This is a genomic window from Stenotrophomonas geniculata, assembly GCF_034508895.1.
GTDB lineage: Bacteria > Pseudomonadota > Gammaproteobacteria > Xanthomonadales > Xanthomonadaceae > Stenotrophomonas > Stenotrophomonas geniculata.
The window spans coordinates 3,851,095-3,864,346 of sequence record NZ_CP140571.1 but is presented as its reverse complement, the minus strand read 5'-3'; the positions used below and the strand labels follow the sequence as shown (position 1 = coordinate 3,864,346).

General features: G+C 66.4%; 14 protein-coding genes. 8 read left to right on the top strand and 6 right to left on the bottom strand.

Annotation, left to right across the window (positions count from 1 at the left end):
- Positions 1-78 precede the first annotated feature (78 nt).
- From RI032_RS17825 to RI032_RS17810, 4 genes are all read left to right on the top strand, one after another.
- Complete coding sequence (locus tag RI032_RS17825; protein WP_164191726.1) at positions 79-1,599, top strand: thioredoxin family protein; 1,521 nt, start codon at positions 79-81, stop codon at positions 1,597-1,599.
- Positions 1,600-1,784: 185 nt separating this feature from the next.
- Positions 1,785-2,414, top strand: coding sequence for a superoxide dismutase (locus RI032_RS17820; RefSeq protein ID WP_049480884.1), 630 nt, complete (start codon positions 1,785-1,787; stop codon positions 2,412-2,414).
- Positions 2,411-2,989, top strand: a complete 579-nt coding sequence (locus RI032_RS17815) for a flavin reductase family protein (protein WP_021204258.1) — start codon at positions 2,411-2,413, stop codon at positions 2,987-2,989. The genes RI032_RS17820 and RI032_RS17815 overlap by 4 nt, the downstream gene beginning before the upstream one ends.
- On the top strand, positions 2,986-3,321 hold the full coding sequence (locus tag RI032_RS17810; protein WP_019659932.1) for a tetratricopeptide repeat protein: 336 nt from the start codon (positions 2,986-2,988) through the stop codon (positions 3,319-3,321). Before RI032_RS17815 ends, RI032_RS17810 begins: the two co-directional genes overlap by 4 nt.
- Positions 3,322-3,326: 5 nt before the next feature.
- Here the strand turns inward: RI032_RS17810 and RI032_RS17805 are convergent, their stop codons facing one another.
- Both RI032_RS17805 and RI032_RS17800 read right to left on the bottom strand, forming a co-directional pair.
- Entirely contained in the window at positions 3,327-4,475 is a 1,149-nt protein-coding gene (locus tag RI032_RS17805) for a fatty acid desaturase family protein (protein WP_010485207.1), read from the bottom strand.
- An 11-nt stretch (positions 4,476-4,486) separates the two neighbouring features.
- Entirely contained in the window at positions 4,487-5,557 is a 1,071-nt protein-coding gene (locus RI032_RS17800) for a ferredoxin reductase (protein ID WP_050563255.1), read from the bottom strand.
- 92 nt (positions 5,558-5,649) lie between these two features.
- On the opposite strand from RI032_RS17800, the gene fabR reads away from it, so the two are divergent.
- The 3 genes from fabR (at position 5,650) to RI032_RS17785 (ending at position 9,234) form a co-directional block, all read left to right on the top strand.
- On the top strand, positions 5,650-6,306 hold the full coding sequence (gene fabR, locus RI032_RS17795) for an HTH-type transcriptional repressor FabR (protein WP_005409961.1): 657 nt from the start codon (positions 5,650-5,652) through the stop codon (positions 6,304-6,306).
- A gap of 230 nt (positions 6,307-6,536) precedes the next feature.
- Positions 6,537-8,696 (top strand): TonB-dependent receptor plug domain-containing protein, encoded by a 2,160-nt coding sequence (locus RI032_RS17790; protein WP_241874024.1) that lies wholly within the window; start codon positions 6,537-6,539, stop codon positions 8,694-8,696.
- Positions 8,686-9,234, top strand: coding sequence for a thioredoxin-like domain-containing protein (locus tag RI032_RS17785; protein ID WP_317614425.1), 549 nt, complete (start codon positions 8,686-8,688; stop codon positions 9,232-9,234). The genes RI032_RS17790 and RI032_RS17785 overlap by 11 nt, the downstream gene beginning before the upstream one ends.
- 114 nt (positions 9,235-9,348) lie before the next feature.
- Here the strand turns inward: RI032_RS17785 and mntR are convergent, their stop codons facing one another.
- A complete protein-coding gene (gene mntR, locus RI032_RS17780; protein WP_006372477.1) occupies positions 9,349-9,819 on the bottom strand; it encodes a manganese-binding transcriptional regulator MntR in 471 nt (156 codons plus the stop codon).
- Between the two features lie 117 nt (positions 9,820-9,936).
- On the opposite strand from mntR, the gene RI032_RS17775 reads away from it, so the two are divergent.
- Positions 9,937-11,268: an Nramp family divalent metal transporter gene (locus RI032_RS17775; protein ID WP_010485195.1), complete on the top strand. Its 1,332-nt coding sequence runs from the start codon at positions 9,937-9,939 to the stop codon at positions 11,266-11,268.
- A gap of 118 nt (positions 11,269-11,386) precedes the next feature.
- On the opposite strand, the gene RI032_RS17770 is transcribed toward RI032_RS17775, so the two are convergent.
- The 3 genes from RI032_RS17770 to RI032_RS17760 are packed head-to-tail and all read right to left on the bottom strand — an operon-like array spanning position 11,387 to position 13,218.
- Positions 11,387-11,713 (bottom strand): thioredoxin family protein, encoded by a 327-nt coding sequence (locus tag RI032_RS17770; RefSeq protein WP_010485192.1) that lies wholly within the window; start codon positions 11,711-11,713, stop codon positions 11,387-11,389.
- Positions 11,685-12,152, bottom strand: coding sequence for a flavodoxin (locus tag RI032_RS17765; protein ID WP_082587896.1), 468 nt, complete (start codon positions 12,150-12,152; stop codon positions 11,685-11,687). Before RI032_RS17765 ends, RI032_RS17770 begins: the two co-directional genes overlap by 29 nt.
- Positions 12,153-12,177: 25 nt before the next feature.
- A complete protein-coding gene (locus RI032_RS17760; RefSeq protein WP_322547406.1) occupies positions 12,178-13,218 on the bottom strand; it encodes a ribonucleotide-diphosphate reductase subunit beta in 1,041 nt (346 codons plus the stop codon).
- Positions 13,219-13,252 lie beyond the last annotated feature (34 nt).

Sequence of the window (13,252 nt, the reverse complement as noted above, 5' to 3'; positions counted from 1 at the left end):
GGCACGCCCGTCATAAGCAAACTGAATCAGCAGGCTCCCCGGCCGTTCCTACAATGGCCTGTCACCCTGGCCTTCGAGATGCTGCCGATGCGCGTCGCGCTTTCTATGTTGCTGCTGGCTTCGGCGCTGAGCGCCTGCACCCCGGCCCCGGTTTCCATCGCCAACTCCGCCGAGGTGCCCGCGCCGGCCAAGGCAATCGCCTGGCGCCAGGGCGATGTCGATGATGCCTTCGCCGAGGCCGCCGACAGCGGCAAGCCGGTGCTGCTGTACTGGGGCGCCGTCTGGTGCCCACCGTGCAACCAGCTCAAGGCGGGCCTGTTCAAGGACCCGGCCTTCATCGCGCTGACCAGCAAATTCGTTCCCGTCTACCTGGATGGCGACGAGGAAGGTGCGCAAGCCTGGGGTGAGCGCTTCGGCGTACGCGGCTATCCGACCCTGATCGTGCTGGACCCAAAGCGCAACGAAATCACCCGCGTGGCCGGCGGCAATGATGCCACCGAACTGACCCGGGCACTGACCGTCGCCGCAGGCCGCCGCAGTGCTGTTGCCGCCACCTTGGCCACCGCGTTGGCAACGCCGGACCGACTGGCCGCAGAAGACTGGCAGGTGCTGGGCGACTACGGCTGGGAAGTGGACGCCAACCGCCTGGCCGGCGAGCGCAGCAGCGAGGATGTGCTGCGCCAGTTGTCCAAGGCCGCACCCGACGCTGCCCTGCAGCGCCGCTTCGCCCTGCTGGCCTTGGCAACGGCCGAAAAGCCCGATGCCTCGCCCACCGAAGTACGCGAGCTGCTGCAGGCCGTGCTGGCGCAGCCCGCCGAAGTCCGCCGCAACCGTGAGTTGCTGGGCTATGCGGGCGTACAGCTGGTCAAGCAGGCCAGTGCCGGGCCGGCCACCAGCAACACGCTGGGACAGCAGCTGCTGGTGGCATTGGAGCGGGCAGACGCCGAGCGCGGCGACCGCGCCGACGACGCATTGTCGCGTGCGTTGACCGAAGTGTCGCTGGCCCGCCAGCAGCAGCCGAAGGGCGCATTGCCCGCGGCCCTGGTTGATCGGGTCAAGCAGCGCGTGGCTGCTGCCGACGCTGCCGCCACCGATGCGCATGCGCGCCAGGCCACGATCAGCAGCGCGGTCTACGCACTACGCCAGGTCGACGACGACGCAGGCGCCGAGTCGCTGTTGCTGGCGGAACTGAAGCGCAGCGAACAGCCGTACTACTACATGCCCGAGCTGGCCGAACTGGCCGAGCAGCGCGGCGACACCGCCGGTGCGCTGGAGTGGTTGAAGCGTGCCTACGACGGCGCGCAGGGCCCGGCCACCCGCGTGCAGTGGGGCGTGCTGTACGTGGAGGGCCTGCTGAAGCTGGCGCCGGACGACGCACCACGCATCGAGCAGGCCACCGCCTCGCTGATCGCCGAACTGGAAGCGCAGCCTTCCGGTTACCACCAGCGTACCCGCCAGCGTTTCGAACGCCTGGCAGGGCAGTTGAAGACGTGGAGCGGCAAGCACCAGGGCGCGGAGACGCTGGCGCGGCTGCAGCAGAGGATGCAGCAGGCGTGCGGCGATCAGGTAGATGGCGCGTGCAAGGATTGGTTGAGTTGAGTTGATGAAAACGCTGGCGGCGGGTTCGCCTGCCGGCGCTTTTGTTGATATCGGTTGTGGCGGGGGAATCAAAGCGGCGAACGCGCGCGCATCCCAATCCCGCCCCTTGACCTCAACCAATGTTGAGGTGCGATAACAGTCTCCCCACGGCCAGCCCTCTGGCCTTCCCCACGGAGATTGCTTCGATGTCGTACTCGCTTCCCCCGCTTCCCTACGCCTACGATGCCCTTGAGCCGCATTTCGATGCGCGCACGATGGAGATCCACCACAGCAAGCACCACCAGGCCTACGTCAACAACCTCAACGCCGCCATCGAGCAGGCCGGCATCGCCGAGCAGCCGGTCGAGGCGCTGATCGCCAACCTCGATGCCGTGCCCGAAGCGCAGCGCGGCGCCATCCGCAACAACGGCGGTGGCCACGCCAACCACAGCCTGTTCTGGACCGTGCTCAGCACCAACGGTGGTGCACCCGATGACGAACTGGCCGCCGCCATCGACCGTGACCTCGGCGGTTTCGATGCTTTCAAGGAGGCCTTCACCAAGGCGGCGCAGACCCGCTTCGGCAGCGGCTGGGCCTGGCTGACCAGCGATCGCGATGGTCGCCTGCAGGTGGAAAGCAGCGCCAACCAGGACAGCCCGCTGATGGGTGCGGCCGTGGGCCTGTCCGGCAACACCCCGATCCTCGCACTGGATGTCTGGGAACACGCCTACTACCTGCACTACCAGAACCGTCGCCCGGACTACATCGGTGCGTTCTTCAACATCATCAACTGGGCCGAGGTCGGCCGGCGCTACCGCCAGGCCAGGGCCTCATGAGCGGCGAAACGCTGCCGTACGCCGGGCCGTGGGCGGGGGTTTTCCCCGCCCCGGCCCCGGTGCCGTCGGTCGAGATGCCGCCGCGGGCCCTGCGGCGGCTGCTCGGCCACTTTCCTACCGGCGTGGCCATCGTCTGCACGCGCGATGCGCAGGGCAAACCCATCGGCCTGACCATCAATTCGTTCGTGCCGGTGTCATTGCAGCCGCCACTGGTGCTGTGGAACCTGGCGTTGCATGCGCAGAGCCTATCCACCTTCCAGCGCGCCACCCGCTTTGCGATCAGCGTGCTGGCGGCCGACCAGGAAGCGCTGGCCCGGCGCTTTGCCGATCCGCAGGTCCGCAACCGCTTCGACGGCCTGGCATTGCTGGATGATGACGAGGATGCTCCACCACGCATCGCCGGTGCGGTCGCCCACCTCACCTGTACCCGCCACGCACAGTGGCCGGTGGGTGATCATCTGCTGCTGGCTGGCCGCATCATCGAAGTGCACGAGAACGGCGGCGCGCCGCTGCTGTTCCATCGTGGCCGCTTCCAGCCCGGCCCCACCGAACTGCTGGTGGAGGTGCGCGGATGAACATCGAAGCCCTGGAATGCATGCTTGCCAACGGCAAGGACGGCGCGCTGCTGCGCTTCGGCCTGGGCAAGGGTTGGCTGGATGCGGGCAACCCGGTGCGCGCGGCCACCCATCTGGGCCGGTGCGTGGTGCTTGATCCGCAGTATTCCGCGGCGTGGAAGCTGCTGGGCAAAGCCTGGCTGGCCAGTGGCCAGCCGCAGGCGGCGCGCGAAGCATGGCAGCGCGGCTTGAGCGTGGCCGGCAGCAAGGGCGACCAGCAGGCACGCAAGGAAATGCAGGTGTTCCTGCGTCGCCTGGACCGCGAACAGGCGGCCCTGGCGAAGGCGGGCTGAGTTGATCAGCCCGCGTTGGCCGATGCCGGTGCGGACATGATGTCCGGCATCGGCAGGCGGCGCGGCTTGCTGGGGAACGCGTGACGCAGGATGCGCCAGACCACCTGGCCGAACTGGCGCGGCAGCGAGCCGTTGTTGTAGTGCTGGCCGTAACGGCGGCAGATGTCCTTCACTTCCTTGGCAATGGCCGCATAGCGGTTGGCCGGCAGGTCCGGGTAGAAGTGGTGCTCGATCTGGTGGCTGAGGTTGCCCGACAGCACATTGATCAGGAAGCCGCCGCTGATGTTGGACGAACCGCGCAGCTGGCGCAGGTACCAGTGACCGCGCGATTCATTGCGCAGGCATTCCTTCGGGAAGGTTTCCGACTCGGCGGTGAAGTGGCCGCAGAAGATGATCACGTAGGTCCAGATGTTGCGCAGGCCGTTGGCCACCATGTTGCCCAGCATCACGGTGAGGAAGAACGGGCCGGCCAGCAGCGGGAAGAACACGTAGTCCTTCAGCACCTGGCGGGCCATTTTCCGCGCCACCGGGCGGGTCTGCATCCACATCGCACGGCCACTGATGCGGCCCTTCAGCCAACGGCCCAGGCGCAGGTCCTGCGCGGCCACGCCCCATTGGAACAGCAGCGCGAAGATCGGCGCGATGATCGGCTGCAGCAGGTAGAACGGCTTCCAGCGCTGTTCCGGGAAGATGCGCAGCAGGCCGTAGCCGATGTCATCGTCCATGCCACGCACGTTGGTATAGGTGTGGTGGCGGAAATTGTGGGTCTTGCGCCAGTTGTCGGCGGTGGCAACGATATCCCACTCGTAGGTGTTGCCATTGAGCTTGGGGTCGCCGGTCCAGTCGAACTGGCCGTGCATGACGTTGTGGCCCAGCTCCATGTTCTCCAGGATCTTCGACAACGCCAGCAGCAGCGTGCCAGTGATCGCGGCCGGCCACAGCAGCGGCATCCAGAACAGCGGCGAGAATGCTGCCAGGAACAGCAGGCCACGGCCACCCACGCCGAACCATCGCACGGCGGCAGCCACACGGCGGATGTAGCGGGTATCGGAGGCGCCGAGGCTGCCGATCACACGGTCGCGGATCGCATCGAGTTCCTCACCGAAGGCATGCATCTCGGCGGTGCTCAGGGCACGGTCGGTAGCGCGGGTCATGGCAGGCGTCCTCAGAGATCCAGAGTCAGGTCGGTGGTCGGTGCGCTCACGCAGATCCGCACCGGCTGTGCCGATTCGGACTGCAGGTCGCCGGTGCGAAGGTGGCGGGTGGCGCCACTGACGCGATCACAGGTGCAGGTGTTGCAGATGCCCATGCGGCAACCGTGCTTGGGCTTGATGCCATGCGCTTCCAGGCTTTCCAGCAGCGAGCGGCCTCGCGGCACGCTCAGCTGGCGGCCACTGCGCGCAAGCGTCAGCGACACCTCGCCTTCGCTGCTGGCATCGCGCAGCGGCGCCGGCGGGGTGAAGGCTTCGGCCTGGAAGCCAGCCACCTGGTGCGCCAGGCGTTCACGCGCAGCGGCAACGAAGCCATCCGGACCGCAGGCCAACACATGGCGCTGCGCCAGCGGCGTGTCATCGCCGGCCACCTGCAGATCATGGGTATCGATGCGCGCGGCCGGCGCCTCACCCTCGCGGGTGGTCAGCAGATGCACGCGCAGGTTCGGATGTGCCGCGGCCAGCGCCTGCAGTTCATCACGGAACTGCAGATGGGCGGCGGTGCGCTCCCAATAGAACAGGTCCACCGGTGCTGCCAGCGGGCGCTGGCAGGCGTCGCGCAACAGGCTGCGCATCGGCGTGATGCCACTGCCGGCAGCCAGCAGCAGCACCGGCGCCGCGGCCGGCATATGGAACTCGCCGAAGGCGGCATCGAGGCGGAACAGTTCGCCCGGCTGTGCATGGTTGACCAGATGCTGGCTGACCCGGCCGCCATCGATCGCCTTGACGGTGATCGCCAGCTCGCGCCGACCCAGTGCGGTAGGGCTGTAGCTGCGCTGCCACAGGCGCCCCTCAATCTCGACGCCCAGGGTGACGTGCTGGCCGGCGCGCATGCCGGCCCAGTGCCGGTTGGTGCGCAGGACCAGGGTCGCCGCGCCCTCGCCGGCCGGCTCGCGCCGGACCAGTCGGGCCACCGGCTCGCGCAGGGTCCACAGGGGATTGAGCTGGCCCGCCCAGAAATCGAACAGCGACGGCGAGACCCAGCGGTACGGAGAGAACAGGGACGGACGGACGACAGCGCTCATGGGCGCACTATACGGGCGCACATACACCTGTGTATACATGTGTATATTGAACCGGATTGGGTATGATTCAGCCTCGCCCCACCGGAACCCCCATGGCCGCCGCCACCGCCTTGTCGACGCCTGAAGATGCCAACAGCCCGGCCCGCCGTACGGTGAGCCGCGAGGATCTGCTGGCCGCCGCCCTGAAGCTGATCGGGCCGCACCGCAGCCTGTCCACGCTCAGCCTGCGCGAAGTGGCACGTGAGGCCGGCATTGCGCCGAACAGCTTCTACCGGCAGTTCCGCGACATGGACGAACTGGCCGTGGCGCTGATCGACGCGGCCGGCCGCTCGCTGCGCACCATCATCGGCGAGGCCCGCCAGCGCGCCACGTCTACCGCCACCAGCGTGGTGCGCGTTTCCGTGGAGACCTTCATGGAACAGCTGCGCGCCGACGACAAGCTGCTGCACGTGCTGCTGCGCGAAGGCGCGGTCGGCTCGGACGACTTCAAGCATGCGGTCGAACGCGAACTGCACTATTTCGAAGAAGAGCTGCAGCACGACCTGGTGCGCCTGGCTGCACTGGACGGCGCCGTGCTGCATGCCCCCGAACTGGTGGCCAAGGCCATCACCCGGCTGGTGTTCGCGATGGGTGCCACCGCCATGGACCTGCCGCCGGAGAAGGATCCGGAACTGGTCGAACAGATCTCCACGATGATCCGCATGATCATCGTTGGCGCCCGGACCCCCGCCGCATTCCGCCGCGGCTGACGATCCGACCGCGCCTACACGGCAACTCCATCCTATGGACATGACCACCGGCAGGGGTGTGGTCGCATTATGTAATGTTATAACACTCGCATGATCTGACTCGACTGGTGCCCCGCGCGCAATGGCCTCGGCTTCGTTATATAGCACTTGCTATATTAATAAGCCGCTGCTTTCATATGCGTCAGCCAGGTCGCCCTCGCCGCCTTTCTTCTCCCAAGGACGACGCCCTCATGCCCGTTGCCACGCCCCTCTTCCATCGGCTGCCCCTGGCCGCCGCCATTGCCCTGACCCTGCCGCTGCCTGCACTGGCCGCCACCTCGAAGCCGACCGAGCTGGACCGCGTGCAGGTCAAGGTCAGCACCGCCACCCGCAGCGAACGCCTGCTATCCGATGTCCCGATCCGCACCGAAGTGCTGCGCAAGGAAGACATCGCGCTGCGCGCGGCCACCGACTTCTCGCGCGCCGCCGAGCTGATCAACGGCCTGCGCGTGGAAAGCAACTGCCAGAACTGCAACACCAGCGAAGTGCAGCTGCTGGGCCTGCCCGGTGCCTACAACCAGCTGTTGTTCGATGGCATCCCGCTGTTGTCCACGCTGGGCAGCGTGTACGGCTTGGAACAGATCCCGGCCGGGTTCGTCGACCGCATCGAAGTGGTCAAGGGCGGCGGCTCGGCGCTGTACGGCCCGGGTGCGGTGGCCGGTGTGATCAACCTGATTCCGCCGCTGCCGGCGCGCAGCGGTGGCCATGTGCAGGCCGGCGTGGATGTCCTGAAGGGCACACCGCAGAAGAATGCCGACGTGCGCCTGGACCTGGTGGCGAAAGATGCCGACGCCGGGCTTTCAGTGATTGCCCAGCGCAACTGGAACAGCGGCATCGACTACAACGGTGACGGCTACACCGAGATCACCCGCAAGAACCTCAAGGTCGGCGGGCTGCAGGCCTGGTACGCGCCCACGCCGGGCACGCGGCTGCGCCTGGACCTGCAGGTGACCGATGAAACCCGGCGTGGCGGCAATCGACTGGATCAGCCCGAATACCTGGCCAACATCGCCGAATCGCTGGATACGAAATACCGGCGCGGCAGCGTGTCGTGGGATCAGGAAATCAATGCCGACGCCGATTTCCGCCTGGCCTACGCATTCGCCGACATCGACCGCGACAGTTTCTACGGCGGTCTTGGCGACGTGGTTACCGATCCGTCTGCCCCCGGCCATGACCCGTCGCAGCTGGATCCCAACGTGGCCGGCAGCGCGGCCTCGCGTTCGTGGCGCCAATACGGCCGCACCCACAACCCGCTGCACTACATCGACAGCCAGTTGAACTGGCGGCTGGGCGCGCACGCGCTGGCCTTCGGCGTGCAGTACAAGCACGAGGCGCTGCGCGACGACAACCGCACCGGTGACGGGCAGCGCCTGGCGGTGCTGGAAGATGCAACCTTCCACAACCTGGGCGCCTTCATCCAGGACGAATGGAGCCTGCGTGACAACGTCGACCTGGTACTGGGCGCACGCGTGGACAAGAGCTCGGAGCTGGACAGCGCGGTGTTCTCGCCGCGCATCGCCCTGGCCTGGCAGGCCACCCCGAACCTGAAGTGGCGCGCCGGCGTCGCCACCGGCTTCCGTGCACCGGAGATCTTCGTCGAGGACGTGCACGTCGATACGCTGGGTGGCGAGCAGGTGCGCGTGCGCAACACCGATGGCCTGAAGGAAGAGCGCGCGTTGACCACCCTGTTCGGCTTCGACTGGCGCTCGGACCCGGCCAATCCAGTGTGGAGCTGGGATGCTACCGCCTCCTATGCACGCATCCGCGACACCTTCGCGCTGGGCGAGATCCAGCGCGGCGATGACGGACAACTGAGCCAGCTGCGCTACAACGCCTCCGGCTCCAACGTGCTGGGGGCGGAAACCAACCTCGGCTGGCAGCCGTCGCCGCAGTGGCGCCTGACCGCCGGTGCCTCGTGGTACCGCTCGCGCTTCCGCGAACCGCAGCGCATCTTCGACGACACCGGCGACGGTGGCGACACCATCATCGAAAGCCGCGACTACCTGAAGACCCCGCGCTGGACCGGCCTGGCGCAGCTCAGCTGGATGCCCGCCGAGCCGTGGGAAACCTTCGTCGCGCTGCGCCATACCGGGCCGATGTCGGTGCTGAACAACCGGTTGGGCGAGCTGCACCGTACGCGTTCCTTCCTGGTCACCGATCTTGGTGCTCGCTGGCACCGCCATCTGGGCGCGCAGGCGCAGCAGGAAGTGTCGGTGGCCGCGGGCGTCAAGAACGTGTTCGATCAGCGCCAGAAAGATCTGGAAGTGGGCGCGCTGCGCGACAGCGACTATGTCTACGGGCCGCGCTTCGCGCGTTCGTGGTACGTCAACCTGCGCTATGCGTTCTGAAGCTCTGCGAGCGTTGTTGCTGGCCTGTGCCGTGCTGCTGGCCGCACCGGCGATGGCTGCGGACCTGCACGCGCAGGTCTCGGCCTCGCTGATGCGGCCGGAACAGCGCTCGCTGCGACCGATGCAATGGACACAGGCGCCGAAACTGGTGGCGCTGTACTTCGGTGCCGACTGGTGTGCACCGTGCCATGCCTTCGTACCCACGCTGCGCAGCGTGCGTGATGCCCTGCGCCAAGCCGGCGCCGATACCGAAGTGGTGTACGTCAGCCAGGATGAGAGCGAGAGCGCGCTGCGCCGCTACATGCACGCGCAGGACATGCCGTGGCCGGTGCTTGACCCGCGCCGCGCTGCGCGCATGCCGGCCCTGCAGGCATTGGCCGGGCTGGCACCGCCGAATCTGGTACTGATCGATGCCGACGGCACGGTGCTGGCCAATGGCTGGCAAGGCCGGCGTTACCAAGGCCTGCAGCCGGTGTTGAAGGAATGGACGAAACGGGCGTGCGCGCAGGAACAGGCCCGCTGCCCGCCTGTCCTGTAGCGTCGAGCCATGCTCGACGCATTCCATCACCGTGCAAACGGCAGCCGAGCATGGCTCGGCTCTACAAAAACCGGGATCGCGCGAACGGCCGCCGGGCATGGCCCGGCGCTACCGTTACGGCGCCTCGCCCTCGGCCTTGCGCACGAACGCCTCGAACAGCGCCAGCGTCTGCTCGCTCACATGGTGCTCGATACCCTCCGCATCACGCCGTGCCGTATCAGGGTCCACGCCCAGCGCCAGCAGGAAACGCTCCACGGTCTGGTGCCGCTGGCGGCTGGCATGGGCCAGCGCCTCGCCTTCCGGGGTCAGGAACACGCCGCGGTACGGCCGCTGCACCACCCAGCCATCGCGGGCCAGGCGCCGCAGCATCTTCGCCACGGTGGGCTGGGCCACGCCCAGGCGGGTGGCGATGTCGACCTGGCGGGCCTCGCCGCCGTCGGCCAGCAGGTCCGAGATCAGCTCGACATAGTCCTCCACCAGCTCCATCCGGTGCGCTTCGCGCACTTGCCGGAAGCTCTCGACCTGGCGCTCAGCCTCGATCAAGGGGGTGCTTTTCAGCGATGTCGAATCGTCGGTCTTGCCCACGCCTGCGCCTGTCCTTCCGGTCTACTCCGGGTTTGAAACTGAATTCTGGACCAGTAACGCGATAAAGACGATTGTTTCACATTGCTAATGACTATAGCAGGAGCTATATTCGGACCCATGAACACCCTGGCGCCCCACGACCCTTCGGCCTCCACCCCGGCCAGCCTGGGCGCGCTCAACGCCTCGGTCGCCGTTCCCGACAAGGGCCATTGGTGGTTCCGCCTGCTGGCCTTCCTCGGCCCGGGCTACATGATCTCGGTCGGCTACATGGACCCAGGCAACTGGGCCACCGACCTCGCCGGCGGTTCGCGCTTCGGCTACCTGCTGCTGTCGGTCATCCTCATCTCCAACCTGATGGCGGTGATCCTGCAGGCGCTGTCGGCACGGCTGGGCATCGCCACCGGCATGGACCTGGCGCAAGCCTGCCGCGCGCGGTACCCGAAGCCGGTGAACCTGGCGCTGTGGGCGCTGTGCGAGGCAGCGATCATCGCCTGCGACCTGGCCGAGGTGATCGGCACCGCGATCGCATTGAAGCTGCTGTTCGACCTGCCGCTGCTGTGGGGCGCGGTGATCACCGCGCTGGATACGCTGCTGGTCCTGCTGCTGATGAACCGCGGCTTCCGTGCGCTGGAAGCCTTCGTGATCGCGCTGCTGATGGTGATCTTCGGCTGCTTCATGGTGCAGATCGCGCTGGCCGCACCGCCGGTGATGGACGTGCTGGGCGGATTCATTCCGCGCGCGCAGGTAGTGACTGATCCGCACGCGCTGTACATCGCCATCGGCATCATCGGCGCCACGGTGATGCCGCATAACCTGTACCTGCATTCTTCCATCGTGCAGACCCGCGCCTATCCGCGCACCGACGAGGGCCGTCGCAGCGCGCTGCGCTGGGCGGTGACCGACAGCACCCTCGCGCTGACGCTGGCACTGTTCATCAACGCCAGCATCCTGATCCTGGCGGCGGCAGTGTTCCATGCCAATGGCCGTTTCGATGTGGAAGACATCGAGCAGGCGCACCAGCTGCTGGCGCCGATGCTGGGCGTGGGCGCGGCGGCGACACTGTTTGCGATTGCCCTGCTGGCCTCGGGCCTGAATTCGACAGTGACCGCCACGCTGGCCGGCCAGATCGTGATGGAAGGCTTCCTGCACCTGCGCCTGCCGCCGTGGCTGCGTCGGCTGATCACGCGCGCACTGGCGATCATTCCGGTGGTGGTGGTGATCATGCTGTTCGGCGACCAGGGCGCGGTGAAGCTGCTGGTGCTGAGCCAGGTGGTGCTGTCGATGCAGCTGCCGTTCGCGATCATTCCCCTGGTGCGGATCGTGACCGACAAAGTGACGATGGGCGCGCTGGTGGCGCCACGCTGGCTGGGCGCGATTGCCTGGGTGATCGCGCTGGTGATCGTGGTGTTGAACGTGAAGCTGCTGGTGGATACCTTCAGCGGAGCCTGACGCCGAACCACGGACCCTGCCCCGGTAGATCCACGCCACGCGTGGATGCCCTTGTAGAGTCGGGCCATGCTCGACTCATCGCTCACCGCGCGAACGGCAGCCGAGCATGGGCTCGGCTCTACAAATGCAACGCGATCGCGGCCTCGATCTGCTGCGGTGACTGGAACCCTGCCAGGCGCGTGCGCTCATCACCGTCACGAAACAGGGACAACGTCGGGGTCTGCCGCAGTCCCAGCTCCCTGAAGAACGCTTCACCCAGCACCTCCAGCTGCACGCGCAGCAGGGTCGTGCCCTGCCCCGCCACGCTGTTGGCCACCCGGTGCAACGACACCTCCAGCATCCGGCAGCCCGGGCACTGGTCCTTGTGGAAATCCACCAGCACCCGCGGATGTTCGGCCAGAAGCTGCTGGAACTGCTCAGGCGTGGTGGCGTCGATGATCTGCATCGGTGTTGCTCCAGTAATGGGCCAGGACCGCATCGGTCCAGGCATCGATGGTCCCGGCATGGCGTTGGCCATGCGGCATCTGTTCGATCTCCAGCGGCGGGTAGTCGCTGCGGAAATAGCGGATCAGCCGGTGCACGGCGCCGCAGTAGTACTCCTGCCCCCACTGCGTTTCACCGGTGCCGAACACCGCCAGCTGCCGTGGCCGCTCGCCGCGCTCGGCGATGCCGGCCACCCATGCCTTCATCTCCGCCGGCGTGCGGCCGGCGTTGTCGGTCCAGCAGCCCAGCAGCACCAGGTCGGCCTCATCGGTCGCCAGCGGCGGTGCCTGGCGCAGGTCGTCGGCCTCCTGCCAGTGCACCGCATGACCGGCAGCGCGGCAGCGTTCGGCAATCTGCCGGCCGAGTTCGCGGGTGTTGCCGCTCAAGGAGGCGACCACCATCAGGATGCGCAGCGCGGCGACAGGCTCAGAGATCGTCGAAGCCGTTGTCGACGTTGGTCTTCTTGTAACTTGCATTGCGCATCTCGAAGAAGTCGGTCTTGGTCTCGGTGAAGTTGTCGGCGTAGGCCTTGATCCACGGCATCACGTTGTCAGTGGTGTCGCTGTACAGGCGCTCGATGCCGAGCATGCCGGCCATCTTGTTGGCGCGGTACTTCACGTAGCGCACCATCTCGTCCACGTCGATGCCATCGATGCCATCCAGCACCTCCGACGACCACTGCGTCTCAAGCTCGATGGCATGTTCGAATGACTGGTGCACATAGGCGGTCAACTCATTGGTCTGCAGCTCGGGGTTTTCACCGATGATGGCGCGGATCAGCTCGCTGATGAACTTGGTATGGGCCAGCTCGTCGCGATTGATGAAGCTGATGATCTTGCCGGTGCCGTTCATGCGGTTCTGCCGCACCATGTTGTAGAAGTAGGCGAAACCGGAATAGAAGTTGATGCCTTCCAGGATCGAGGACTGGATCAGCGACTTGAGCAGGGTCTCGGCGGTCTTCTCGCGCATGAAGTCGTCATACGCGCTCATGATCGGGGCATTGCGCTTGATGATGGTCGGGTGGGTGCGGGCGATCTCGAAGATGCGGTTCTGGTTCGGCAGGTCGGTGATCGAGGCCAGTACGTAGCTGTAGCTCTCGTTATGGATCACTTCCTGCTGGCCGACGATCGCCGCATTGGCATGCGCGGCCGGGTCGGTGATGTACTCGGCGACGTTGTAGATGAAACGGGTCTGCGGTGAGTCGAGCGTGGCCAGCAGGCCGATGATCGAATCGTAGGCGTTCTTTTCGCGTGCGTTGAGCTCGCCGTACTGGCGGGCATCGAGCTTCATGTCGACCTCGTCGGGAATCCAGAAGTTGGTCGACAGCTCCTTGTAGGCCCGATAGAAGGACGGATACGGGATATCGTTCCAGTTGAGGATGCCGCTGGTACGGCCGTTGATGATGCCGGTGCTGCGGTTGGGATGGCGCGGTTCGAGGATCTTGATGCGGTCGAGGGGGGTTGCCATGGTCGTTTACCTTCGTATTACGTGCGTTGCGGAT

Excerpts from the sequence above, each read along its gene's own strand:
- RI032_RS17785 (WP_317614425.1), top strand. The coding sequence starts at position 8,686 with ATGCGTTCTGAAGCTCTGCGAGCGTTGTTGCTGGCCTGTGCCGTGCTG.
- RI032_RS17770 (WP_010485192.1), bottom strand. The coding sequence starts at position 11,713 with ATGCAGATCATCGACGCCACCACGCCTGAGCAGTTCCAGCAGCTTCTG.
- RI032_RS17775 (WP_010485195.1), top strand. The coding sequence starts at position 9,937 with ATGAACACCCTGGCGCCCCACGACCCTTCGGCCTCCACCCCGGCCAGC.
- RI032_RS17805 (WP_010485207.1), bottom strand. The coding sequence starts at position 4,475 with ATGACCCGCGCTACCGACCGTGCCCTGAGCACCGCCGAGATGCATGCC.
- RI032_RS17815 (WP_021204258.1), top strand. The coding sequence starts at position 2,411 with ATGAGCGGCGAAACGCTGCCGTACGCCGGGCCGTGGGCGGGGGTTTTC.
- RI032_RS17800 (WP_050563255.1), bottom strand. The coding sequence starts at position 5,557 with ATGAGCGCTGTCGTCCGTCCGTCCCTGTTCTCTCCGTACCGCTGGGTC.
- RI032_RS17820 (WP_049480884.1), top strand. The coding sequence starts at position 1,785 with ATGTCGTACTCGCTTCCCCCGCTTCCCTACGCCTACGATGCCCTTGAG.
- RI032_RS17810 (WP_019659932.1), top strand. The coding sequence starts at position 2,986 with ATGAACATCGAAGCCCTGGAATGCATGCTTGCCAACGGCAAGGACGGC.
- RI032_RS17790 (WP_241874024.1), top strand. The coding sequence starts at position 6,537 with ATGCCCGTTGCCACGCCCCTCTTCCATCGGCTGCCCCTGGCCGCCGCC.
- RI032_RS17825 (WP_164191726.1), top strand. The coding sequence starts at position 79 with ATGCTGCCGATGCGCGTCGCGCTTTCTATGTTGCTGCTGGCTTCGGCG.
- RI032_RS17765 (WP_082587896.1), bottom strand. The coding sequence starts at position 12,152 with ATGGTGGTCGCCTCCTTGAGCGGCAACACCCGCGAACTCGGCCGGCAG.
- fabR (WP_005409961.1), top strand. The coding sequence starts at position 5,650 with ATGGCCGCCGCCACCGCCTTGTCGACGCCTGAAGATGCCAACAGCCCG.
- RI032_RS17760 (WP_322547406.1), bottom strand. The coding sequence starts at position 13,218 with ATGGCAACCCCCCTCGACCGCATCAAGATCCTCGAACCGCGCCATCCC.